Origin of the sequence: Chitinophaga sp. GbtcB8 (assembly GCF_019091455.1) — a bacterium.
Lineage (GTDB): Bacteria > Bacteroidota > Bacteroidia > Chitinophagales > Chitinophagaceae > Chitinophaga.
In genome coordinates, this window is sequence record NZ_JAGXJN010000007.1 from 175,890 (window position 1) to 199,841 (window position 23,952).

The 23,952-nt window shown below is 46.3% G+C and carries 20 protein-coding genes; 9 read left to right on the top strand and 11 right to left on the bottom strand.

Annotated elements, in window-relative coordinates:
* Positions 1 to 118: 118 nt before the first annotated feature.
* Positions 119 to 1,234 carry a glycosyltransferase family 2 protein gene (locus tag KVT36_RS09775; RefSeq protein ID WP_217603314.1) on the top strand — a complete coding sequence of 372 codons (1,116 nt, stop codon included), beginning with the start codon at positions 119 to 121 and terminating at the stop codon, positions 1,232 to 1,234.
* Here the strand turns inward: KVT36_RS09775 and KVT36_RS09780 are convergent.
* From KVT36_RS09780 to KVT36_RS09800, 5 genes are all read right to left on the bottom strand, one after another.
* Positions 1,231 to 2,028, bottom strand: a complete 798-nt coding sequence (locus tag KVT36_RS09780; RefSeq protein ID WP_217603315.1) for a glycosyltransferase family 2 protein — start codon at positions 2,026 to 2,028, stop codon at positions 1,231 to 1,233. The two genes, KVT36_RS09775 and KVT36_RS09780, sit on opposite strands and share 4 nt — an antisense overlap.
* Positions 2,029 to 2,187: 159 nt before the next feature.
* The gene (locus KVT36_RS09785; protein ID WP_217603316.1) at positions 2,188 to 4,008 is read right to left on the bottom strand and encodes an ABC transporter ATP-binding protein; all 1,821 of its coding nucleotides are present in this window, start codon (positions 4,006 to 4,008) and stop codon (positions 2,188 to 2,190) included.
* A 539-nt stretch (positions 4,009 to 4,547) separates the two neighbouring features.
* Complete coding sequence (locus KVT36_RS09790) at positions 4,548 to 4,721, bottom strand: hypothetical protein (RefSeq protein WP_217603317.1); 174 nt, start codon at positions 4,719 to 4,721, stop codon at positions 4,548 to 4,550.
* 532 nt (positions 4,722 to 5,253) lie between these two features.
* A complete protein-coding gene (locus KVT36_RS09795) occupies positions 5,254 to 5,466 on the bottom strand; it encodes a hypothetical protein (RefSeq protein WP_217603318.1) in 213 nt (70 codons plus the stop codon).
* Positions 5,467 to 5,525: 59 nt separating this feature from the next.
* Complete coding sequence (locus KVT36_RS09800) at positions 5,526 to 6,803, bottom strand: Na+/H+ antiporter (RefSeq protein ID WP_217603319.1); 1,278 nt, start codon at positions 6,801 to 6,803, stop codon at positions 5,526 to 5,528.
* A gap of 94 nt (positions 6,804 to 6,897) precedes the next feature.
* On the opposite strand from KVT36_RS09800, the gene KVT36_RS09805 reads away from it, so the two are divergent.
* Positions 6,898 to 7,485: a Crp/Fnr family transcriptional regulator gene (locus tag KVT36_RS09805; protein ID WP_254639927.1), complete on the top strand. Its 588-nt coding sequence runs from the start codon at positions 6,898 to 6,900 to the stop codon at positions 7,483 to 7,485.
* 70 nt (positions 7,486 to 7,555) lie between these two features.
* Here KVT36_RS09805 and KVT36_RS09810 read toward each other — a convergent pair whose 3' ends face one another.
* From KVT36_RS09810 to KVT36_RS09825, 4 genes are all read right to left on the bottom strand, one after another.
* Positions 7,556 to 8,452 (bottom strand): response regulator transcription factor, encoded by an 897-nt coding sequence (locus KVT36_RS09810; RefSeq protein ID WP_217603320.1) that lies wholly within the window; start codon positions 8,450 to 8,452, stop codon positions 7,556 to 7,558.
* A 99-nt stretch (positions 8,453 to 8,551) separates the two neighbouring features.
* Positions 8,552 to 10,984, bottom strand: a complete 2,433-nt coding sequence (locus KVT36_RS09815) for a TonB-dependent receptor (protein ID WP_217603321.1) — start codon at positions 10,982 to 10,984, stop codon at positions 8,552 to 8,554.
* Positions 10,985 to 11,073: 89 nt separating this feature from the next.
* Positions 11,074 to 13,137 carry a M56 family metallopeptidase gene (locus KVT36_RS09820; protein WP_217603322.1) on the bottom strand — a complete coding sequence of 688 codons (2,064 nt, stop codon included), beginning with the start codon at positions 13,135 to 13,137 and terminating at the stop codon, positions 11,074 to 11,076.
* Between the two features lie 18 nt (positions 13,138 to 13,155).
* Entirely contained in the window at positions 13,156 to 13,560 is a 405-nt protein-coding gene (locus KVT36_RS09825; RefSeq protein WP_217603323.1) for a BlaI/MecI/CopY family transcriptional regulator, read from the bottom strand.
* A 167-nt stretch (positions 13,561 to 13,727) separates the two neighbouring features.
* On the opposite strand from KVT36_RS09825, the gene KVT36_RS09830 reads away from it, so the two are divergent.
* A complete protein-coding gene (locus KVT36_RS09830; protein ID WP_217603324.1) occupies positions 13,728 to 15,236 on the top strand; it encodes a choice-of-anchor I family protein in 1,509 nt (502 codons plus the stop codon).
* Positions 15,237 to 15,295: 59 nt separating this feature from the next.
* On the opposite strand, the gene KVT36_RS09835 is transcribed toward KVT36_RS09830, so the two are convergent.
* Entirely contained in the window at positions 15,296 to 15,991 is a 696-nt protein-coding gene (locus KVT36_RS09835; RefSeq protein ID WP_217603325.1) for a hypothetical protein, read from the bottom strand.
* 235 nt (positions 15,992 to 16,226) lie between these two features.
* Between KVT36_RS09835 and KVT36_RS09840 the strand changes: the two genes are divergently transcribed.
* Positions 16,227 to 16,814, top strand: a complete 588-nt coding sequence (locus KVT36_RS09840) for a phosphatase PAP2 family protein (protein WP_217603326.1) — start codon at positions 16,227 to 16,229, stop codon at positions 16,812 to 16,814.
* 1 nt (position 16,815) lies between these two features.
* Here the strand turns inward: KVT36_RS09840 and KVT36_RS09845 are convergent, their stop codons facing one another.
* Entirely contained in the window at positions 16,816 to 17,244 is a 429-nt protein-coding gene (locus KVT36_RS09845; RefSeq protein WP_217603327.1) for a DUF6194 family protein, read from the bottom strand.
* A 106-nt stretch (positions 17,245 to 17,350) separates the two neighbouring features.
* Between KVT36_RS09845 and KVT36_RS09850 the strand changes: the two genes are divergently transcribed.
* From KVT36_RS09850 to KVT36_RS09870, 5 genes are all read left to right on the top strand, one after another.
* Entirely contained in the window at positions 17,351 to 17,683 is a 333-nt protein-coding gene (locus KVT36_RS09850; RefSeq protein WP_254639928.1) for a helix-turn-helix domain-containing protein, read from the top strand.
* 105 nt (positions 17,684 to 17,788) lie between these two features.
* Positions 17,789 to 18,370: an RNA polymerase sigma-70 factor gene (locus tag KVT36_RS09855; RefSeq protein ID WP_217603328.1), complete on the top strand. Its 582-nt coding sequence runs from the start codon at positions 17,789 to 17,791 to the stop codon at positions 18,368 to 18,370.
* Between the two features lie 167 nt (positions 18,371 to 18,537).
* Positions 18,538 to 19,119 (top strand): sigma-70 family RNA polymerase sigma factor, encoded by a 582-nt coding sequence (locus KVT36_RS09860; RefSeq protein WP_217603329.1) that lies wholly within the window; start codon positions 18,538 to 18,540, stop codon positions 19,117 to 19,119.
* An 83-nt stretch (positions 19,120 to 19,202) separates the two neighbouring features.
* A complete protein-coding gene (locus KVT36_RS09865) occupies positions 19,203 to 20,372 on the top strand; it encodes a FecR family protein (RefSeq protein ID WP_217603330.1) in 1,170 nt (389 codons plus the stop codon).
* 216 nt (positions 20,373 to 20,588) lie between these two features.
* Positions 20,589 to 23,948 (top strand): TonB-dependent receptor, encoded by a 3,360-nt coding sequence (locus tag KVT36_RS09870; RefSeq protein WP_217603331.1) that lies wholly within the window; start codon positions 20,589 to 20,591, stop codon positions 23,946 to 23,948.
* The last annotated feature ends 4 nt before the right edge of the window (positions 23,949 to 23,952 follow it).

Below are 23,952 nucleotides of genomic sequence, written 5' to 3' on the forward strand. Positions count from 1 at the left end.
AATTGCACAACGCGTTAAAATTAATCATTTACCCAGAATGTATATACTAATTTCTTCATGCAATCATTCTTTTTTTTTAGTATCTTTAGCCCTTAAATTCTGCTTTACCAGCTAATTCATGAACGTAAGCATTGATGTGATCATACCTTCATTCCGCCTGAATGAAAAATATATACTTCCCATTCTTCGTCTGCCAAAACCAGCCAACGCAAATATAAAGTTTTACCTTATTGCAGATCATCCTTCCATTGTACCCTCTGAAAACATTCAGGCATTGGTGGATCATGAAAATATTTTCCTGTCCATTAACCCGCAGAACCTGGGCGCCAGCGTTACGCGCAATAAGGGTATTGAAATGGGCCAGGGCGACTGGATCCTGTTCTTAGACGATGATATATCCGTACCGGACAACCTGCTGGAAACCTATGCCGACGCAGCTTTGCAGTACCCGGATGAAATTGGTTTTATTGGGCTGGTACGCTTACCTGAACCGCATACTGCTTTTACCAAAGCGCTGAAAGTAAGCGGCTCTTTAGATATATTTTCTATTGCGGAAAAAAAACCTGCTTTTTGCTGGGGCGCTACAGCCAACATTATGATCAAACGCAGCGCGGTGAAAGATACCCGCTTCTCTACCGTATATCCTAAATCAGGCGGCGGGGAAGATGTTGATTTCTTTTTAAAAGTGCGGGAGCAAAATAATTTTAAGGATTATAAAAGCTTACCGCAGGCAGCGGTTACACATCCCTGGTGGAACAATGAAGCGGTGAACCTGCAGCGCCCTTTCCGTTATGGCACCGGCAACAGCTGGCTGGGTGATCTGAACCCGCAATATGCCTATTATGATCTTCCCAACACGCCGGAAACACTTTTGCTTTCACTACTGGCGCTGGTAATAACAGGCCTGCTGAAACCCTTGTGGGTGGGCCCTTTGCTGGTTTTTATGGCGGGCGTTATACTCATTGAGATCATTGCCAGTCTTATACAAACCATAAAAAGGTCCGGTACCGGCAATGTGCAGATATTAATGTATGTAATTACCCTCAGGATAGTGTATGAGACGGGGCTTTTGTGGGGAAAGCTTTCCCGTTTAAGGTTTGGAAAGATCGGGGAGCGGTTTCACGATAATGGCATCATTAACAAAGTGTATTTCTACCGCTCTAATACTTATAAAATGGTAAAGTGGGTGTTGTACCCGCTGCTGGTTATTTATATTTTAAGATACTTCGTTTAAACTTCCGCGTAACCATTTAAGCAGCACACCAGCCTGGTGGTAAGCGTTTCGCTGTAGCGGCGCTCATTCACGGTGATCTGTGATTTATTATGGTATTCATGATGCAGGTGAAAGCATACGGCGGCCAGCTTTAAACGTTTTTTATGTACGCCGGCATGTATAAGGCGCGCGGCAAACTCACAGTCTTCTGATCCCCAGCCAAAGAACAGGTTATTATACCCGTTGATAGCTATAAAATCCTCCCGCCAGAAAGCCAGGTTACAGGCTTTGGTATTATCCGAGCTGTAGGGATTTGCCTTTACTATAAAGGATAAAGCGGGTAAGCGTAATGCGTTAAAACGGTTGTGAAGGCCTTTGGTAAAGAAACCCAGCTTAGTGCTTTTACTTTGCAGAATGTGTTGGGTGGTGGCCTCTCCTATCATGGCGCGGGCGCCCTGTACAAAATGCCCTCTTTCTGCCTCCTTCACATGGTCTTCAATAAAACGCGGATGCATTACAATGTCGCCATCAATTTCAATGATATAATCTGCTTCCGATTGTTTTACCGCTTTGTTCAGGATAATCCCTTTGCGGAAACCGCGGTCTTCATGCCAGGCATGTTTTAAGGGAATATTCAGGATCTTGCGGTATTTATTGATCAGCCGTTCTGTTTCCTCCCTTGATCCGTCGTCTGCGATCAGGATTTCATCCGGTAGATACGTTTGCTGTAACAGGCTCAGGAAAATTATTTCCAGCGCCTCCGGCCAGTTATATGTAGCAATTAAGATCCCAACTGAAAAGTTCTGTTTCACCATCCTGCTTGCGGTTTGCGTTCAATAAAGAAATTTTTAACGGTCATAAGGTTTCTATAGAATAGCATTGGAATTCAAGTTTATGCTTACAATACGGCGGATGTTTTATCATCCGTCCTGATATATACAACGTACTACATTTTAATTTGTTACAGCTGTGGTTCAGTTAGCGCTGAAAGTTTGCATTTCTATCAGCTTACGGTATAATCCGTCTTTTTCCAAAAGCTGTAAATGGGTTCCCTGTTCAACAATGTTGCCATTATCCAGCACAATGATCAGGTCTGCATTTTGTATGGTACTTAAGCGGTGTGCAATTACCAGCGAGGTACGGTTCTCCATCAGATTGTTCAATGCATCCTGCACCATTTTTTCAGATTCTGTATCCAGCGCAGAGGTAGCTTCAACCAGCAACATAATGGGCGGATTCGTCAACACTGCCCGGGCTATACAGATGCACTGGCGCTGGCCGCCTGATAATTTAACGCCTTTATCACCAATATTCGTCTGGTAACCATGCTCTGTTGCAGAAATAAATTCGTGGGCGTTGGCGATCCTTGCGGCAGCCTCAACCTCCTGCAATGTGGCCCCTGGCTTTCCAAAGGCTATATTGTTATAAATGGTGTCGTTAAATAAAATTGATTCCTGGTTTACAATTCCCATCAGCGAGCGCAGGGAGTCTGAAGTAACGGCCTGTATGTTATGCCCGTCTATCAGGATGCTGCCGGACTGTGGCTGTATAAACCGGGGGATCAGGTCCATGAGGGTGGTTTTGCCGGCGCCGGAAGGCCCTACCAGCGCTACAGATTTCCCTTTAGGTATAGTAAGGCTTACGCTGTTCAGCACCGGACGTTCATTATAGGCAAACGCTACTTTCTCAAACCGGATAGCTTCCCGGAACTGGTCTACCGCTTTTGCATCTGGCGCATCCTGGATCTGCGACTGCTGGTCAATTAAGGCCAGCACCCGCTCCCCTGCCGCCAGGCCGGAGTGGATGTTGCTGAAGGAGGCTGAAATGGCTTTGGCCGGGCGCATGATCTGGGAAAACAGGGCAATATAGGCTATAAAGGCCGCTGCATCCAGCTCACCGGTTTTGGATAATACCAGGGAACCGCCGTACAGCACAATACCTGATACCATTATAATACCCAGCGTTTCAGACACCGGCGAGGCCATTTGCTGCCGCCTGGCCATAGCCCTGATAATATTGGAATAGTGCACGTTTTCCTTGTGAAAACGCTCCTTAATAAAAGGCGTTGCGTTAAATGATTTAATGATCTTGATGCCTCCCAGCGCTTCTTCCAAGTAACTGATCATGGTGCCATAGGATACGTGGGATGCGGTGGCCTGCTCCTTTAACCGGGATACGATCCTGGAGATGATAAACCCGGCTACCGGTATAATGACCATAGAGGCCAGCGTAAGCTTGTAGGAAATAACGAACAGCATTACCAGGTACGTGATCAGCGTTAATGGCTCCTTAAAGATCACCTGCAGGGTACCGGTTACGGAATACTGCACCACCTGCACATCCGATGAAATCTTGGACATAATATCCCCCTTACGCTCATTGCTGAAATACCCCAGATGCATGTCCATAATGTTATTGAACACAGCCTTTCGCAGGTTCAGCAGGGTATGGATCCGCAGGTTTTCCATGGTACGTTCCGAAAAATACCGGAACAGGTTACCGATAAAAACAGAGACTACAATGGTCAGACACACATATTTCAACGTATTGGGCAGGCCTATTTTACTATTCAGCTGAACGGAATAGTAGTTCAGCATTTTGAATACGTCATAAAAATGTTCCGGTTTGGCTACTACCTGGTGGTTGTTCTGGTTAAACAACGTGGTTAGCAGTGGCGCCAGCAGTGCCAGGTTTAATGCCCCAAACAACACGGCCAACAGCGTAAAAAGAACATACGGGATAGCATATTTTTCAATCGGTTTGGCAAAAGACAACAGCCGGAAATACGTTTTCATTATTATTATTATAAATATATATATAAAACTCCAAAATTAATAATTATTTAAAGACCCTTTTTTAAAAAAGGAGCAGGGATCGTTCCCGGGAAGCACAGGTGAAAATATTTGGCTACAGTACGGCACCGGCATCTCTGATCATAAAAGATGCAGGGCTATGTAATGGGAAGTATATCAACATTGCTCTCTTAATGGATAAGATCAATAGCGCCCGGTAAAGGTTATATGATATCTCTTTTTACTTCTTTGTACCACCCGCTGCTTCCTCTTCTTCACTAAAAATATAAACTTTCTTTATATTTCAACATACTTTATTACTTATAATTCACACATTTATAGATATATAACCTTATTAATTCAGCTGTATGATCATGCTTACCAGCCCCCCGGCATGGGCTTTTGCAGCCGGTAGCCTGCACCTATCTCCTATTTCACCTGCCCGCCGGCATTGCTTTAACGTATGAGCCCCCATTAATAATCTTAAAAATTTCTTAAAACTTTGGCGGGCTGAACTTAGCGGGCGGTTTTAGCGCCCCTCATTATCTGCTGCCGGTACTCCGGGAAAACCTGCGCCACACAGGTGGCGTAAGGCTGGTGGAATATGCTAAGCCCTGCTGTGTAAGGTTCAGCAGCTGCATGCCGGGCGCCTGCTGGTCGGGGTTATAGGTGCAGATCAGTACAGAATAATCTATAGCATAGTTATCGAACGACATACAAAACCACTTTTTTCACTATATCTTTGTTTTAGCGCGTAAAAGTAATGAATCTACCTATAGTATCCATTATCATTCCTAATTATGGCCATGCTGCTTTCCCGGAACAGCGCATCACTTCTGTGCTGCAGCAAACCTTCCAGGATTTGAAGTAATTATCCTGGATGGCTGCTCAACCGATAACAGCCGGATATTATAGAACATTACCGGCAGCATCCGAAAGTTTCACAGATCATTTATAATACCACCATCAGCGGCAGTGTATTTAAACAGAGGAGAAAAGGCATAGAAGCTGCAGCAGGCCATACATATGGCTGGCGGAAAGAGATGACTGCAGACCATAAAGCCATGTGAACGCCAGCATGGCTGTATGGAAAAAGGAGCTTGTTTGCCGGAGAGATGAAAGGTGGGGGAATATAGAATATGGAAATGAAATGTAAAGAGTAACGTCATAAAATTAAAAAGTAAAAGCTGATGCAGCGCCATCATCATTACCATCGCCTGCATCAGCTTTTATTTTTTTTTCTACTTTTTAATTTTTTTTATTGCCGCCTACTAACAACACAACACCTATTACAGCTACCAGGCCGCCGGCATAAGTAGGCCAGCCTATCCATTTATTTTCTTTTTTGTTTACTTCTACGGGCCCAAGATCCACTACCTTCTTTTCTGTTTGTACAGAAAAACCACGGATCAGGATCATGGCAATACCGGCAATGATGAGGATAATACCTAATGTTTTCATAACAGCTATTGTTGTTTCATAGCGTATATCAATCGTCATGCCATAAGGGCTTCCTATGCTTATTTATGCGCGGCAACAGCTGTTTCAGCCGGCTGCTTCCCATTCAATAAACGTACTACCAATGGCAGGGTAAGCCCCTGCCCCAGCAACGTAAACAATACTACGGCTACGGAAATAAAGATAATGGCATCCCGTTGCGGGAAAATGCTGCCATCCTGCAGGGTAGCCGGCAAACCAATGGCAATAGCCAGGGATACAATGCCCCGCATGCCTGACCAGCTGATGATCAAGCTGGTTTTTGCATCCAGCAGCGCATGTTCGGTGATACGCCCCTTCTTTTTCCTGAAGGCCTGCTCCAGGTTGATCTGCTGCAGGAACACCCTGATCATGCGCAGCAGCAAAGCAACAACGGTGATCAGGAAAGCGTAACCCAGGTAAGGCAGGATCTGTGTTTTATCCATATGCTTTACCACGTATGGATACTGTAATCCAATGATGATAAAGATGAGGCCATTGAGCAGGAAAATAATAACATCCCAAAAGTTGCGGGACTGCTTTTTTAAGTATTCCGGGAATACTTTATGACTGAAACGGGAAATGGCCAGCCCTAATATTACTACGGCTATTACGCCGGATACATGAAACTCCTCTGCCACCAGGTAGGTTATAAAAGGCATGAGCAACATAAAGCTAATAGTTACCAGCTGGTTTTGATGCACCCTTTTAAGAATGAAGGCCAGGATCATTCCCATAATCACGCCCACCAGGGCGCCACCCGCCATCATGAATATAAACGCTAAAGAGGCCCTCCAGAATACAAAGGCTGTACCGGTTACTGCAGCTACTGCAAAGCGGTAAGCTACCAGGGCTGAAGCATCATTGACCAGGCTTTCCCCTTCCAGGATGGTATTGGTTTTATGTGACAAACCCAAACCTTTGGTGATGCTGATAGCCGCCACGGCATCCGTAGCAGATAAAATAGCGCCCAGCACAAAAGATAAAGGCCAGCTCATGCCCGGTATTACGTAATGAGCTACCACCGCAATGCCGGAGGCCGTAATAAATACCAGCGATATGGCCAGCGTACCAATGGTATTGATATTGGTTCTAAACTCCTGGAAAGAGATGTTAAAAGCAGCATCATACAACATAGGCGGCAGGAAGATGAGGAAGATCACATCCGGGTTCAGCTCTATATTAGGCAGGGTTGGTATGAACCCAATGGCAATACCGGCGGTGATCAGTAAAATAGGATATGGCACCCGGACCTTATCTGCCAAGGCAGACAGTACGATCATAATTGCCAGGATAAATAAAACGATGCTATAGTTTTCCATAAGGCCCTGTAAACATTTCAATGACGCTTAAAAGTAACACAGCTTGCCCAAAACAGGAATTATAAATTGTGAAATGTAGCTTAATTTTAGTGGGATGAAAGGCGCGTTTATGTTTGAACCGGTTTTTACTTACCTGGAAAAATTCCAACCTATCCCTGCCGGTGACCGGGAGATCATTGGCCGGCATATTCACACCCGCCATGTGCAGGAAGCTGAATTATTATTACAGGAGGGTAAGCTGGCCAGGGAAATGTTCTTTGTTTGCAAGGGTATCCTGAAAATTGTATCTGTTAATGGTAAGGGAAATGAGGTAACGCAGTTCTTTGTAAAGGAAGATCATTTCTGTACGATCCTCAACAGCTTTAATAACCAGGTACCGGCGCATGAAAGCATTAAAGCTGCCTGTGATACGGACCTTATTGTATTTCCCAGGGAGCAGCTATGGGCGCTTTATAAACAGCTCCCTTATTTTCAGCCCCTCATCAATCATATTACCCAGCAAACGCTGCTTGCCAAGATCCAGGTACGCAATTCCTATATGGGCGAAGATGCAGCTACCCGCTATCAGCAGTTCCTGCAGCAGCAGCCGGATATAGCGCTGCGCGTGCCTTTGAGCGATGTAGCTTCTTACCTGGGTATTACGCCGCAGTCGCTGAGCCGGATCCGGAAACAAATCCGTTAGTTTTAATAAAATAAAAAAGGGCTGTACCAAAAGATACAGCCCCGTGAATTATAATGGGTTAGTAAGAAGACTAGATGTTACGATACTGCCGCGGCAATAAACCGGTTAATGATTTAAAGGTACGGGTAAAATGGCTTTGATCCGCAAACTGGCAGGTATAAGCAATTTCTGTCAGGGAATTTTCTCCGGCGCGGATCATGGGCATTGACTTTGCAACGCGCAGCTTCCGCATATACGCCCCAAAGGTGCAGCCAAAGTATTGAGAAAAATGTTTTGAAATGGTGATAGGGTGTACACCTGTGGCTTCAGCAAGGTCTGTTAAGGTCAGCGGCTCATCCCAGCAATCCTGCATCAGCTCCCGGATAATGCTTACCCATTTAGGGGCAGCGCTTTTTTCTGTTACTCCCTCCTGCAATAATTCCAGCAACAGCATTACCATTGTTGGGGCGGCCACGGTATCATCTGCAAGCAGCTCTTTATAGATCCTCAGCATAGTGAAGGGTGCATGCTGCCGGCTGATAGCCTTATGCAGTAAGGCTTCTGTAAGCTGGTATTGTTTTATAAAAGTGCCGGCTATTTCAAGGTTCAGATTTTTGGAGGGATGCTGGGTGTGGGTATTGCGGTGTTTTTCCCCTGCATGATAGTATACGATATTCCCCATTGTGTACTCCTCTTCCCTGCCCTGCCGCTGCTCACGGTTACCGCCTTTTAATAAGAAACTGATGTGGGCATGTTCGTGGGAATGCCAGCCTTCAAACACTTTGGTATGGTAAGTGATCTCGCTCACTACCAGGCCGCTGCTTTGCAAGCTGCGGTTGTTATGTCCCAGGTAATGTCCGTACCCCAATGTTAATGTGGATGTTCCCATCTTCATTTGCAACACCAAAGTAATATATTTTTTGCATTTACAATGCCACACGATCATGGTATATCTTATTGCAGCGGCATAAGCGGCCGGGCTTTTCATGGTTTTATAATTCCTAATAATCCTTTGAACTGGCAGGTTATAATAACGGTACGACAACAAAAAAACCACGTACAGTTTCCCGTACGTGGTTCATCTATTCTACCTGATGCGTTGCTGCTCCGCATCCGCGCCGCCAACCAAGCGGTCACGCTTTTCATATGTCTTACCAAAGTTGTAAGAGAACGTTATTTGTGCTACCCGGCTATCACCTTTATTGCGGTAATGGCCGCTGGCATTGGTTAAGTTATTGATGTCGCCATAATTAAGGCGGGTGTAGAACAGGTCGTTGATGGAAAATTTTAACGAGCCTTTCTTTTGCAGGATCTTCTTTTCCACGGCAGCGCCCATTGCCCAGAAATCGCCCAGCACAAATTGCAGGTTGGTGAACTTGCCGCGGTACAATCCCGTTAGCTCTGCATTCCAGGTGGGGGCTATCTTAAACTGTGCGGTGGCATTGGTAATGTAGTTCATACCATCTACATTCAGCACATTGTTATACAGGTTGCCCTTAAAGTGGCAGTATATCCCTACGCCAAACCAGTGCAGCGTTAACCATTTAAAAGGCTGCAGGTCGGCATTTACAGACAGGGATACATAATTACTGGCGCCCACATTAGCCGGACGGCTAAAAAAGCGGTCGCCGTGGGCTTCTATGGTTTCTCCGATTTCGCCTGCATAGTGTTCATAGTTAACTTTAGTAGTGATCATATTCCGGTACACCCAGGAAAGGTCCAGCGAGTGGCTTATAACCGGCTGCAGGAAAGGATTGCCCACGTAGTACATAAATTTATCCAGGGGTGATATAAACGGGTTCAGATCATTGAACCCCGGGCGCTCAATACGTTTGCTATACGAAAGTATGAACTGTTGCGTGGAGGCGGAATCTGTTTTGTATGCCAGGTAAAAGGTGGGGAACAGGTTGGTGTAGTTCCGTTTAAAAGCGGAATCTGTTTTTACGGCATTGCCCAGCTGCCGCCCCTGCATAATGGTATTTTCCAGGCGCAGGCCGGCCTGCAGCGAGAGTTTTGCCCACTCTTTTGAAAAGTTGCCATAGGCGGCATTGATATGTTCCTTATACAGGAAATGATTGGTTTTATCGTAATCCGGTGTGGTGATACCTTCAATGGTAACCTCGTAATCGGCCTTGTTATCCGTAGAGATATAACTTGTTTTTAGCCCGCCTTCTATTTTGGCGCTCTTTGACAGCGGGTGCGTATAGTCTGCTTTGGCGCTGTAAATGTTGATGCCGGAGGGTATGAGGCCCTGCAGCTCATCCCGGCCTTTCAGCGTACTGTCTGCATAATAGCTGGTATTTCTAAACAGCTGGTTTGTTTCAGATTCATTACGGATGTAATCCAGGTCAATGCCCAGGGTACGGCCGGTACTGTCATACTGATGCCGGTAATTCAGGTTTACCCCCCCACGTTTAAACATACGCTCGTCCCGGTTGCCGGCTGTTACAAATGAATCCAGCTGGTGCGCAGGATTGTACAGGAGGCTGTTATTGCCTACCAGGCCGGTTGCCTTGTGAGTATTGCCATTCAGCACAATGCCGATGGTGGTATTCTTATCCTTATAATAATCCACGCCCATTTTCAGAGAAGGCGAGCGGTTGTTGCGGTTGATGGCGGAGAACTGGGAAAAATCCGACTGCAGGCTGCCATCTTCATTAAAATAGCTGCGGGTAATAAGCAGATCACTAAAATTACGGTGATAGCTATACCCTGCGCTTACAAAATAGTTAAAGGCATTATTGCGGAAATTCAGGTTCAGGTTATTGAAGCTTTTGGGGTATACCCCTTGTGCATATGACGTAGATACGTTGCCGTTAAAACCTTTCTGTTTCAGCTTTTTGGTGCGGATGTTAATGATGCCTGCATTACCGGCAGCATCGTAGCGGGCGGGCGGCACGGGCATCAGCTCTATAGCTTCCAGCGAACCGGAAGGCAGGGAGCGCAGGTAGGCGGCCAGATCGCTGCCGGAGAGATAGGTTGGTTTATCGTCAATGTAAATAGTTACCCCGGATTTACCCAGCAGACTGATATTGCCATCCTGGTCCACCAATACGCCGGGCGATTTTTCCAGCACATCCAATGCGCTGGTGCCGGCATTGGAGATCAGTGCATCTACATTTACAATGGTACGGTCAATGCGGGTTTCCACAAATGGTTTGCGGGCCGTTACATTCACATCTTTTAACTGCGTGGCGGTAGCTGGTTGCAAAATAATGTCCGGCAATACCTGGGTTGTATTTAGCTGCATGGTATCACTGTTATAGCTGGCATACCCTATATAGGTAACGGTTATACGATAAACGGCAGGTTTCAGCCGGGTGAACTGGAATTGCCCCTGTACATTAGCGATAGCGGCTTTTACCAGCGTTGAATCTTTCATCAGACTAACTGTGGCGCCTGCAACTGCCTGCCCGGTTTTATCTTTTAGGCGGCCGCTTAATACCATGTTTTGCTGCGCGTACAGGCAATAGGATAACAGTACCATGCTGATGGCCAGCAGGCAGGGAATCAATTTCATAAAGGACGGATTTAGATTTAGATGCGGGCAAAACAATCCTGTTCACCCGTAGATGAATGAAATGGGTAAGCAGTAAGTAAGAAAGTGGTTTAGTTACCTATATGCACATGGGAGCTGGTACTGCCTCCGGATTTGGAATAGGTGTAAGTATCTGTTGGATATTTAACGTATTTCTTTTTATAGCGCCTGAGTATTTCCGCTGACTGCGGTTTGTCATTCACCACAAACTCACCCTGGTTCAGGCGGAAGGAGATATTGTCTTTATCTTCCTGCGTCATCAGCCCGTCCTTTATCATGTCCGCTAAAATGTTCTCAGCAAGGTCGTTATCAACTTTTACCGGGGGGATGGGCGGCAAGGAAGTATGGCTTGGAGACAGCGGTGCTGTTGGTGACAAAGGGCTATGCGCGGTAAGCGGCTCGCGGGCGTTTATCGGCTCACGTACCTGCACCCGCCTGCTTTCTGCGTCATAACGCTGTGCTTCACGGTCAAGCTCCATTTTCCTTCTCTCCAGCTCCTCTGCTTTCCGCTTCAGTTCTGCCTCCTGAATAGTGCGGTCTGTTTCTATTTTTCTGCGGATCTGCTCTGCTTTTTCCCGCTCCCGCTCCGCTTCCTGGATATTCCGGTCTATTTCCATTTTCTTACGGGCCAGATCTGCTTCTGAAGCATCTCCTTCCATTTGCCGGAAAATGGCATTCACCTCTGCATACCTGGAGGGCAGCTGATCCTGCGGTACCTGCACACCATCCACCATTAAGCCGGTCATGCGGTTCTCGAATATCGATATTTTGTAAGCCTTGCCATCTTTAGTAACGGTAATGGTGCCGGTATTGCTAGCATTGCCCCTGCGCAATACCGGTACAGTATCCTGCTGCGGGTGGTAAGGCTGGTAGCTTGATTTATAGGGCTGATAGTCCTCTTTATAAGGCTGCCCGTTACGTTTTTCTTCAAAGTGTAAGGTAGTACCGTTGGTTACGCCGGCGGGGTCCAGGTCTTTGAATTTATCTTTGTGTTTATCTTCCGCTGCGAACTTTATTTCCGGCGGTGGCTTGCTGCCTGCTGCTGTGGTTATTTGCTCCATTGCCTGTGCTGATACAGGCAACGGCGCTTCCTGGCGTCCGGGATGGGAGAACACCATACCTAACATGCCTATAAGGCTGAAGCAAACAAGCAGGAAAGATTTTTCCGCTACATTCAGCGTGTTGTTATGCTGGCCCAGGATACGTTTTACCCGGTGCAGCAGCTGTTGTTTTTTACCGGGAAATGCCATGCCATACCTGGTGCCGGTGGTCAGGTACAATTCCTGGAAACCAACCAGCGCCTCTATATATCCCTTTTTGCTTTGGGTGGCGGCAATGGCCATATCATCACAGCAATGTTCCCTTTCTTCACGGATGCGGGCAGAAAGCCACAACAACGCCGGGTTAAAGAAGAAAATGGTTTCGGCAAAATGCTGTATGAGGTTCACCAGGAAATCGCGGCGGCGGATGTGCGCCTGCTCATGCAGCAGCACAGCCTCTACCTGGTCCGGCGGCAGCTGCGCCATTAAACCAATGGGCATCAGGATCACCGGCTTTAACATACCTATGGCTGTAGGCACTTTTACCATAGCGGATTCCAGCAGCTGTACCCGCCTTTTCATTTGCAATTTAACAGCCAGCATTTGCAGCCAGCTTGTTAAAGCAGCATTCGGTGTAGTGGTTTTATAATAACGGATACGCTGTATGGATACCAGGCCGCTGAACAGCCATAACAGCTTACCTGCAAAAATGATGAACCAGAACATGACCAGCAAGGGCGCATGCTCATTGAAATAACTGATAAAAAGTTCCGTAAACCCTGGTGCTGCCAGTGCATTCACTTCCTGTATTGCTACTGGTGTTACATGGGTTTGCAGGGCCGTTACTGCAGCTAATGGCGCGGTTGCGGCGGAGGCAGCCTTTAGCTGCTGCAGCTCATAAAAGAAGGTGCCTGTTGCGCTGCCCACCAGCATAAAGAACAAAACGGTAAATATATTATAACGCAATGCCGGTTTGGCCTTACGGGTAAATAAGATCAGAATGCCCGCCACCACAGCCAATATAAGGCCTTGCCACAAAGAGTGTATCAGGGTCCAGCCAATAGCGCGGACCATATCATTTGATAAGGTGTGCATAATAAAGCGGTTTACAGATTATAGCTTATCGGGATCTATTTTATTTAACAGGGCTTTTATTTCATCCAGCTCATTTTTGGATGTTTTTTTATTACCCAGTAATTGCAATAACAACGTAGTGGCGGAACCGTTAAAGGTAGTTTCCAGGAAACGGTCCAGCAGCAGGCCTTTGGTAGATTTTTCCTCCAGCACCGGGCTATACACATGTTTCATACTGCTCTCATCCCGGGCCAGCATTCCCTTGTCCGTCATGATTTGCATGATCTTTAAGGTGGAGGTATATTGCACGGCACGTTTCTCACCGTTCAGGTGATCATTCACAAAACGTACGGTAGAAGGACCGTTCTGCCATAATACCTGCAGGATCTCCAGCTCAGAGCGCGTAGGCTCTGCAGGCGCATTATTCTTAGCATCTTCTTTCATGATGCTAAAGGTACGAATCAATTCGTACGAAACAAGTATAAGGTTATATTTTTTTGAAAAAAGTGGATGAGCGGTTACTGTTAACAATTAGATAATACCTTCTTTACCTTATGTTCATATGGCTTTATTACTCTTGCGGCTGCTAAAAACCTATATCAGCTAAACGTATGAGAACTAAACAATTATTGCCGCTTGCCATGTTGGTTATACTGGCCGCATGTTCCAAAGACGAACCGCATGATCCCGTGCTGAACGAAGACCCGTCAACCTTTGCTGAAATTGGCTCCCTGGATATTGGCGAAACCGGCGCTGCGGAGATCAGCGCTTATGACCCGGCTACCAAACGCCTGTTTGTGGTGCACAATGACGAGGCGGATAAAATAAATAAAATAGATGTAATAGACTTTGCTGATCCTTCCAAAATGACGGTGATCAAGTCCATTACCCCTAACAGCGGCGCAGTGAACAGCCTGTCAGTAAGCAATGGTAAGCTGGCTGCCGCTATAGAAGCCCTGGATAAACAGCAACCCGGCAAGGTAACGGTATACAACACCAGCGACTATACGGAAATTAAAACGATCCCTACCGGCGCTTTACCGGATATGATCACCTTTAGCCCGGATGGTAAATATATTCTTACCGCCAATGAAGGTGAGCCCAGTGCAGATTATATGAATGATCCTGTAGGTTCTGTATCCCTGATCAGCGTAAACGATAATTACAGCGTGGTAAATATTGACTTCAGCGGTTTTGCCTCCCAGCAGCCGGCCCTGGCATTGAAAGGACTGCGCGTGTTTGGCCCGCATGCTTCTTTTGCACAGGATATGGAGCCGGAGTACATCACCATTTCACCGGATTCCAAAACAGCCTGGGTAACCTTGCAGGAAAATAATGCTATTGCCAAAATTGATATAACCACTAAAACAGCTACTGATATTTTCCCGCTGGGTTTTAAAGACTACAATGTGGATGCCAATGCCGTAGACCTGTCTGACAAAGACGGTGGTGTTAGCTTTAAAAAATGGCCTGTAAAAAGTATGTACCAGCCGGATGCGATTGCCGTATTACAGAATGGCGCTGTGCCCTACCTGTTTACGGTGAACGAAGGCGATGTACGCGAGTATGACGGTTTTGAAGAAGCTAAACGTATTAAAAGCATTTCCCTGGATCCCACTGCTTTTCCCAATGCAGCTGATCTGCAGAAAGATGAGCAGCTGGGCCGTCTGAATATTACCACTACCCTGGGCGATGCTAATGGCGATGGCTTATATGAAACGCTGTATTCCTTTGGCGCCCGCTCTTTCAGCGTATGGAACGGCAATACCGGCGCTATGGTGTTTGACAGTAAAAATGAGCTGGAAGTAAAAACCAATGCAGCGGGTTATTATGATGATGGCCGCAGCGATGATAAGGGTGTAGAGCCGGAAGGCGTTGCCCTGGGACTGGTGGGTAACAAGAACATTGCGTTCATTGGTATGGAAAGAGCCGATGCGGTGGCCGTGTATGATGTAAGCAACCCTACGGCTCCGGTGTACCTGCAGCTGCTGAAATCCGGCGATGCGCCGGAAGGCGTGCTGTTTGTGGCTGCTAAGGACAGCCCTACCAAAAAGAGCCTGTTAATTGTAAGCAGCGAAGATGATGGCGTGATCAAAGTATACTCGCCTAAGACGTTATAATTTTTCCATCTATTGTATAATACGCCGGCCCCGTACTTTGTGTGCGGGGCTTTTGCTTATCAAAACATTTTCTTCCAGAAACGGCCGGTGTCTTTAACAGCCGGCGGCTCCACGATTGCCGCTTTATTCAATGCCGTATCATTCGTCATTTTCCTGATGGCATTTGCCAGTGGCGCTGCCTGCGGGAGAAGCGGGGTTGTTGGCTGCATCGGAAAAAATTCATTTTTAACATCCAGTCCAATGGGAAATTCCGTACGGTGCACCCACTCTGCTTCTTCCAGCGCAGGCGCGGGCGGCATCTGCATTTTCTGATCTAAGCTGGCCCTTGCTTTCCCAATGAACTGCTCTTCCAGGTTATCATCGCCTAAACGTAATACGGTGCTCTTAAAAAAGTCAGTTGCTTTTGCCGGAATGTGCAATAAGAACAGCTGGGTTTTACCCTCTTTCTGATAAATATCCAGTACTTTAAAATAACTATCGGCATTGATGGTGTGCTGCTGCCACTTTTCAATGTCAGGATTGACCTTATAAAGCGGTGCGGCTTTGCTGCTTGCAAAAATGAAACGGCAGCTTTTTGTAAGCTGACCGGCAAAACCGGATACATCTACAAAAGTTTGTGAGCGGAAGATGTGTCCCACCTGGTATTTGGCGATAACATCTGCCGGCAGCTCGCTGTCGCGGTAGTACATAGTAAGGCCGGATAGGGTCCAGTTCAGGATCTCCTCTATTTGATCATTGGTATAGGCAAAGTCCATTTTTGCGGTTTGTTTTAATAACCAGCGGGTTAGCAACTGGTAAGGTGATTGATGTGGTGATACCTAAGTTGCAAGATAATTAAATTAATAAAAACTGATATATATTAATTGTCGTTGTAGCTGCGAATGTGCTCTGTGATGAGATGTACATCTGCCTGGGTAAGATCAGGATGCCTGGAAGCATATACCCCCTTTCGCATTTAAGCCGTATTTTTAACCTCTAACCCGGCGCATAATGAAAGTACAACATACATGGCTCTACGCACTCCTGCTCCTGTTCACCACCACGGCTACCGCCCAGGCAAGGATTGATTCCTTTGACATTCATATGCTGCAAAATATAGCGGATACCCGCACTGCCGGGCAAACAAAGTTCCTCCTGCTCGTATCTAACACAAACGACTATATGAATGTGGCCATACCGGCCGGGCTGCTGATAGGCGGTATAATAGATCATAACCGGGATATGCGGCAAAATGCATTATATATAGCTACCAGCATGGCTACTACTACCCTGCTCAACACTGCGCTGAAGCTCATTTTCAAAAGGCCCCGCCCCTTTAAGCTGCATGTGAATTTTACACCGGTGTATACGCCGGGCGGCTATTCTTTTCCTTCCGGCCATACTTCTTCTGCTTTCAGCAGCGCAACGGCGCTGGCAAGGGCTTATCCCAAATGGTATGTAATTGCGCCGGCTATGTTATGGGCCGGCACCGTAGGCTATTCCAGACTGTACCTGGGTGTGCACAACCCATCGGATGTTACGGCGGGCGCATTGCTGGGCGCGGGCACTGCCTTTGGATTGGGATTTATGCGTCCATAATTTATTCAGGCTTCTTCATTTTAGCCGATTGCTTTCTGTCAAAGCGGTTCTTCGCAACAAGGTGGGCTTCTTCAATAAACTTAATCGTTTCTGATAACTGATCCCCTTCCGGATTCAGTACACAAATAAAATATTGTGCAGCGTAATCCGGGTGAGGCATGAAGCGGTTTAGCTCCGTATAATCCCATCCGGTTTTAATATCTGCAAATAGCTTATTGTATGTATCTTTTGATACCCCAATATTTACACGGAATACGCCATCACGATCCAGGTTTGATATTTTGTCATACTCATTATCGGATGCCGCAATGGTTACAAACGGGAGTACCTGGTCTGTCTCATAGAAGAAGAACCGGTATCCCAAATGATCCAGTGTTGTAACATTGGGTAGCTGTTCAGCTATATATAGTTCGATGGCTTGTAATGACATAACAGATGCGCCTTTTGTTCATTGCAAATTAAGCCATGTTACAGTACATTTACAAGTAGTTACTCCTTTGGCAGGTAGTAACACAAAGTAAAGTAATACGGACATTATGGCCTTAAAGGATGAAAAAAAGATGAAAGATCCTCAAATTTGCCCCTTTCAGGAAGCGATGGATCTCATCTCAGGAAAGTGGACAATGTCAATCATTAATACCCTGATGGGAGGGAAAATGCGGTTTAAGGAACTTGAAAGAAGTGTTACTGGTATTAATACAAGGATGCTGGTAAAGGAACTTAAACAACTGGAAAGTAGAAAGATCATCACCCGGAAGGCCTTTGCAACCATGCCTCCAACGGTTGAATATTCTTTAACTGAAAAAGGCAAAACGCTTAAACCGGTATTGATAGAAATACAATTGTGGGCAATGAAAAATATGAACTAATCAGCCCGGCTTTCCACGGCAACATTCCCCCACAAATATTATCTTTTCATGTCCTGATACAAAAGCTCGGTTTATTTTTATATTCTTGTGTATCATACCAATCGTATGACCAGGTACCAGCAACAAACGGATGCAGACTTGATAATGTCCCTGCGTGAGGGCAACGGGGATGCTTTTGCTGAAATTTATACCCGCTACTGGAAACCATTACTGGCCATCGCATATAATCATTCCAGAGATAAGATCATTGCGGAGGAAATTGTGCAGGAGGTCTTTATCGGCCTTTGGAACAGGCGGAACGAGCTTTATATCGATAATATAAATGCCTATCTCGCTACTGCGGTGAGATTATCTGTTTTTAAACAATACGTACGGCAGAAACGGAGGGATCAGATAAAAGAGCAGGCCGCCGGTCCTGCCCTAAGCACCTGGGATGAAGAAAAGATCTACACCCGGTTCCTGCAGCAGCATATTAATGGCATAGTGGAAGTTTTACCGGAGAAATGCCGCCTGGTGTTTAAGCTAAGCAGAGACGAAGGATTAAGCATTCCGGAGGTAGCCCAAAGAATGGGTATTGCCGAAAAAACAGCAGAAGCCCATCTTACCAAAGCATTGAAAGTACTAAAGCTCAGATTGAACCGCCCTTATTTATGGGTGATCATACTCCTCAAAATCCTCATGCCCTAAAATTTTCTGAAAAAAATCTCCTGCACACTAAGGGTAAAGACAGCCCTTATGGTACATATCCCTGTAACTGTAATGATCCATGTTATGAAGAGCAATGTATCCGATCTGCTCAAAGGGGGGCTGTATACGGCTATGAACAAGGCAGGCAGTGGAAACTTACCTGTTATATGAACTTGTACCGGCAACAAACAGATGCTGACTTAATGATGTCCCTGCGTGAGGGCAATGGCCATGCTTTTGCTGAAATTTATGACCGCTACTGGAAAAAATTACTGGCCGTTGCATATAATCATTGCAGGGATAAGATCATTTCGGAAGAAATTGTACAGGAGGTTTTTATCAGTCTTTGGAACCGGCGGCAAGCGCTTTGTATCGATAACCTTAATGCCTACCTGGCTACCGCTGTAAGACTATCTGTTTTTAAACAGTGCCTGCGGCAGAAGCGGCGGGTGCAGATCATTGAACAAACAGCCGGTCCTGTAATAGCTGCCTGGGATGAAGAAATGATCTATACCCGGTTCCTGCAGCAGCAAATTAATGGCATAGTGGAAACATTACCTGTACAATGCCGCCTGGTATTCAAATTAAGCAGAGTAGAAGGTTTAACTATACCACAGGTGGCCCGGAAAATAGGTGTTGCGGAAAAAACGGCGCAGGCGCATCTTACCAAAGCATTGAAAGTACTGCGGCTTAAACTGAACCGCTCTTTCTTATGGGCCATCTTACTCGCCAGCATCTTTATGCCGTAAAATTTTCCAAAAAAATATTCAACCCGGCTAAGGGTTATTAATATACTTATGGTACATATCTGTATAACCATAAAACCTGTACGTTGAAAGACGATATATATCACCTGATCGAAAAATACCTGGATGGCACCATTACACCTGCAGAAGAAGAGCAGCTAATGGCCTGGTACCAGCATCATAACCAAACCGATGTTGAATGGCCGTCAGAAAATGCCGGTGAGGAAGAGCAGGTACATTTGCGCATGCTCACGCGCCTGCAGCAGCAGATCAATATCCCTGCAGCTAAGCCCAATACTAACAGGCGGCTATGGTATTACCTGTCAGCAGCTGCATCTGTACTGATCATCCTGGGTGTTGCAACCTATTTTTACGTCCCGCAGCTACAGCATCAGCCAGGCCCGCAAACCAGTACCGCCCAGGTTCTTAAAGACATTGCCCCCGGAGGGAACAAAGCAATATTAACGTTGGCTAACGGTGACAAAGTAATGCTGGAAGATGCTAAGAACGGGATCATATCCCAACAGGGTAATGCCGCTGTAAATAAAACAGACAGTGGAAGCCTGTTTTATAATGAGGTGGCCGGTAACGCAGCAGCCAATATCGTTTATAATGTCCTGAACACACCCTATGGCGGCCAGTACCAGATCACTTTGCAGGATGGCACCAAAGTATGGCTCAACGCGGGTTCAACACTGCGTTTCCCCACATCATTTCCCGGAAATGAAAGAAATGTAACCCTTACAGGCGAAGCATATTTTGAGGTGGCTAAAGATAAGGCCAGGCCGTTCTTTGTTACGGTAAATGCAGGATCAGCAGCGCCCATGACCGTTAGGGTATTAGGCACACATTTTAATATTAACGCTTACCCGGATGAGCAGCACAATATTGTTACGCTTCTTGAAGGTTCCGTAAAAGTAGATTGCGGCCAGGCCAATGCCTTGCTGGTTCCCGGCAATGCAGCCATATTAAATAAAACCTCCGGCAAGCTCAATATAAAAGATGGAGACACAGAAGCTGCTACGGCATGGAAAAACGGGTACTTCTTATTTGATAATGAAAAGATAGAAAGCATCATGCGGCAGATCAGCCGCTGGTATAATGTAGAGATCAGCTATCAGGGCGATGTTTCAGGAAAAGCCATTGGCGGTAGCTTATCGCGGTCAAAAAATGTTTCGGAAGTATTAAATATGCTGGAATTAACAGGTACCGTACACTTTAAAACAGAAGGAAGGAGGATCACAGTTATGCCATAAAAAAACATCCACAAAAAACAGGAGGGCATAAAAAACCGGGAGCGTTCCAGCGCCCCCGGGCAGTTTGAGCTTATCCTGCGAAAAACAAATTTCTAACGCTATTGTAGTCACAGTTATCTGATTATTAAACTCAAACATTCAAATGTAATGAAAATTTACATACCTGGCGTGCGCCCTGAAAAAACCGGCCCCACGCTCAAAAAAATCCTGTTGGTTATGAAACTGACTGTTGTTTTAATGATTGCAGCGTTAATGGAAGTAAGCGCCTCCGGTTATGCTCAAAAGGTAACATTATCAGCCAAACAGATCACGCTCAAAGAGGTATTCCGCCAGATCCGTAAACAAACCGGTTATAATGTGCTGTGGGATGTTGAAATTTTAAAGGATGCCAGACCCGTAGCCCTGCAGCTAACCAATGCAACGGTGGAAGAAGTATTGCAGAAAAGCTTCGACAGTCAGCCTTTTACGTACACGATCCATGCAAATACGATTATAGTAACACGTAAACCCGAACCAACGATGGTGAGCGTTACTATTAAAGGACGCGTTACTGATATCAATGATCACCCATTACCCGGGGTGGCTGTAAGGCTTAAAGATTCCCAGACAGGGACCGCTACATTGGGCGACGGTACTTATACCCTTAATGTGCCGGATACAGACGGCGTGTTAATATTCAAATTCCTGGGTTACACGCCCAAAGAAGTACCCATTAATGGCAGAACTATTATTAATGTGGAGCTGGAACAAGCCACCTCGCAGCTAAATGAGGTGGTAGTGGCTTACGGTAAACAAAATACGCGTGAAATTGTAGGTTCGGTAGCAACGCTCTCTGCTACTGGTATTAAAGATCAGCCCACCGGCACCTTTGCAGAAAGGTTACAGGGCAAGCTGCCAGGCGCACAGGTAGCGCAAACCACTGGCCGGCCCGGGCAGGGAATGGACCTGCGCATACGCGGCGCCGCATCACTCTCATCCAGCGTACGCCCGTTGGTGGTAGTTGACGGGCAGCCTATGGTGGGCGACCCTGACAACATCAACAACCTTAACCCCGACGAAATAGAATCCTTTACCATTCTGAAAGATGCCTCATCAACCGCTTTATACGGTTCACGCGCAGCCAACGGTGTTATCCTCATTACTACCAAAAGAGGAAAATCCGGCGCTCCGCAAATAAATTTCAATTCCTATTACGGAAGCGCCTCCCTGATGCGTGAGCTGATACCGCCTGTTATGAATGCCACTCAGCTGGCTACTTACATGAAAGGGTTTTATGAAGATAAGATCAAATACGAAGGTTATACCGGCGGCATACCAGTCGTATATCAGAACCCGGAACAATATGGGGAAGGCACGGATTGGTTCAGTGTGCTGACCAGGAATGCGCCTGTACAGAACTACAGCCTGTCCATTAATACCGGTAATGATAAAGCCGCCTACAGTGTTATAGGTGGTTATTTTAATCAGCAGGGCATCCTTGTGAACACCGGCTACAAGCGTTTTTCATTACGCATGAACGGTGATTTCAACGTTAGTAAACGTGTAAAGGTGGGCGTGGGTATTGCACCCTCTTTGCAGCTGGAACATAACAACAGGCAGGGGGCCGGGTTTAATGTGGATGGACAGCGTGCCATTTTTGCCGCAGCCTCTATGATGCCTACAATGGGCTCACCTTACAATCCTGATGGATCACTGGCCCTGGGCATTTCAGGTTTTACCAACCAGTTTGTGTGGGCAAACCCGCTGCGGCAGCTGCTTGAAGTAAAGGATGATGCTAACCGCTTCCGTGTGCTGGCAAATGTGTTCACAGAAATAAAGCTCACGGATAACCTGACCTTCCGCACATCAGGTAATGCCGACATTGGGAACATGACCCGCAACCGGTTTATTCCATCTACTTCCATGGGTGGCTTTAACGCATTGCCGATGGAAAATCCGCCGCCTGGTAATAATACAGCTTTGGGTGAATCAGCCATTAACAATGATTATTCCTGGCTGAATGAAAACACCCTTAACTACCAGCGGCAATTTGGCGAGCATTCATTGGGATTATTAGGCGGCTTTACCATACAGCGCTCTACAGGCTTTTCAAGCGATGTGGTTGGCCGCGATTACCCGGACAACAGCATTTCCACTTTAAGAGCAGCTACACGTTTTACTACCAATATCTCCGACTTTAACGCCTGGTCAATGGCTTCATTCCTCGGCCGTTTGAATTACAGCTACAAGGACCGTTACTATTTGCAGGCAACCATAAGAAGAGACGGGTCCTCACGTTTCGGAGACAGAAATAAATGGGGCACTTTCCCTTCCGTAGGTGCAAGCTGGATCGTTAGCGATGAATCCTTCCTAAAGAATGTATCAAACCTGAGTTTACTGAAACTAAGGGCCAGCTATGGTTTGACTGGCATGGCCGAAATAGGTAACTATACTACCGTAGCCGCTATCAGTAACAGCAATTATACTTTTTCCAACGGCCTGGCGCCGGGAAAAGCGCAAAGCAGCCTGGGTAACCAGCGACTGGCCTGGGAGCGTAACCGGCAATTTGATGCCGGCTTTGACCTGGGATTGTTTAACAACCGGGTTACTTTCTCTTACGATTATTACAATAAGCTAACAGCGGGATTATTATTTGTAGTACCAGTTCCGCAATCTTCGGGTTTTACAACCGTGCAGGATAACCTGGGCGATATCAGCCAATGGGGACATGAGTTTACAGTAAGCACCAAGAACCTGACCGGAAAACTCAAATGGAACACCGACTTTAATATTTCGTTTAACAGGAACCTTGTTAAACGCATCGGGTTAAATAATATTTCCTTTGCTGATAAACCCACCACCACGCTATCAGAGTTCACTGACTACCGTACCCTTGTTGGCAAGCCTATCGGGCAGTTTTATGGTTATGTATTTGATGGCATTTTCAAAAACCAGGCGGAAGCCAATGCCGGACCTAAATATTATGGAACCGGCTCCACTACCCTTTCACAGGCAGGCACCGTGAGGTTTAAGGATCTGAATGGTGATGGCAAGATCACTTACCCCGATGATCAAACCGTGATCGGTGATCCCAATCCCAAATTTATATTTGGCATCAGCAATACCTTTCAATACCAAAACTTTGATCTGAACATTGCTATGTCAGGCACTTACGGCAATAAGCTGAAAAATGGCATGCAGGAAAGTACTTACAACCTGGATGGTGTATTCAATGGCCCGCCGGAACTGCTGGGCCGCTGGCGCTCTGAAGATAATCCCGGTAATGGACGGGTGGCGCGTACCTTAGCTAATACCACTGCAGCCTACCGTACGGATAATACGCTGTTTATCCATGACGCCTCTCACCTTACCATTAACAATATTACGCTGGGGTATATGCTGAGAAAATTCAGGACACCCTATATCAGGAGCCTGAGAGTGTATGCGTCTGCACAAAACGTTTACATCTTCACCAGCTACCCGGGCAACCCGGAGGTAAGCGCGGGCGGCCTGGCATTTGTAACTCAGCAGGGACAGGACCTGGGCGCATATCCCCTGCAAAGAACCTATACGCTTGGTTTGAACCTTGGCCTTTAAAAAT

What these genes read in the sequence shown, in the direction of transcription:
- KVT36_RS09805 (WP_254639927.1), top strand. Translation starts at nt 6,898, where the DNA reads ATGAAAGGCGCGTTTATGTTTGAACCGGTTTTTACTTACCTGGAAAAA.
- KVT36_RS09835 (WP_217603325.1), bottom strand. Translation starts at nt 15,991, where the DNA reads ATGGACTTTGCCTATACCAATGATCAAATAGAGGAGATCCTGAACTGG.
- KVT36_RS09855 (WP_217603328.1), top strand. Translation starts at nt 17,789, where the DNA reads ATGACCAGGTACCAGCAACAAACGGATGCAGACTTGATAATGTCCCTG.
- KVT36_RS09810 (WP_217603320.1), bottom strand. Translation starts at nt 8,452, where the DNA reads ATGAAAAGCCCGGCCGCTTATGCCGCTGCAATAAGATATACCATGATC.
- KVT36_RS09785 (WP_217603316.1), bottom strand. Translation starts at nt 4,008, where the DNA reads ATGAAAACGTATTTCCGGCTGTTGTCTTTTGCCAAACCGATTGAAAAA.
- KVT36_RS09870 (WP_217603331.1), top strand. Translation starts at nt 20,589, where the DNA reads ATGAAACTGACTGTTGTTTTAATGATTGCAGCGTTAATGGAAGTAAGC.
- KVT36_RS09815 (WP_217603321.1), bottom strand. Translation starts at nt 10,984, where the DNA reads ATGAAATTGATTCCCTGCCTGCTGGCCATCAGCATGGTACTGTTATCC.
- KVT36_RS09775 (WP_217603314.1), top strand. Translation starts at nt 119, where the DNA reads ATGAACGTAAGCATTGATGTGATCATACCTTCATTCCGCCTGAATGAA.
- KVT36_RS09790 (WP_217603317.1), bottom strand. Translation starts at nt 4,721, where the DNA reads ATGTCGTTCGATAACTATGCTATAGATTATTCTGTACTGATCTGCACC.
- KVT36_RS09825 (WP_217603323.1), bottom strand. Translation starts at nt 13,560, where the DNA reads ATGAAAGAAGATGCTAAGAATAATGCGCCTGCAGAGCCTACGCGCTCT.
- KVT36_RS09800 (WP_217603319.1), bottom strand. Translation starts at nt 6,803, where the DNA reads ATGGAAAACTATAGCATCGTTTTATTTATCCTGGCAATTATGATCGTA.
- KVT36_RS09845 (WP_217603327.1), bottom strand. Translation starts at nt 17,244, where the DNA reads ATGTCATTACAAGCCATCGAACTATATATAGCTGAACAGCTACCCAAT.
- KVT36_RS09780 (WP_217603315.1), bottom strand. Translation starts at nt 2,028, where the DNA reads ATGGTGAAACAGAACTTTTCAGTTGGGATCTTAATTGCTACATATAAC.
- KVT36_RS09830 (WP_217603324.1), top strand. Translation starts at nt 13,728, where the DNA reads ATGAGAACTAAACAATTATTGCCGCTTGCCATGTTGGTTATACTGGCC.
- KVT36_RS09840 (WP_217603326.1), top strand. Translation starts at nt 16,227, where the DNA reads ATGAAAGTACAACATACATGGCTCTACGCACTCCTGCTCCTGTTCACC.
- KVT36_RS09860 (WP_217603329.1), top strand. Translation starts at nt 18,538, where the DNA reads ATGAACTTGTACCGGCAACAAACAGATGCTGACTTAATGATGTCCCTG.
- KVT36_RS09850 (WP_254639928.1), top strand. Translation starts at nt 17,351, where the DNA reads ATGGCCTTAAAGGATGAAAAAAAGATGAAAGATCCTCAAATTTGCCCC.
- KVT36_RS09795 (WP_217603318.1), bottom strand. Translation starts at nt 5,466, where the DNA reads ATGAAAACATTAGGTATTATCCTCATCATTGCCGGTATTGCCATGATC.
- KVT36_RS09820 (WP_217603322.1), bottom strand. Translation starts at nt 13,137, where the DNA reads ATGCACACCTTATCAAATGATATGGTCCGCGCTATTGGCTGGACCCTG.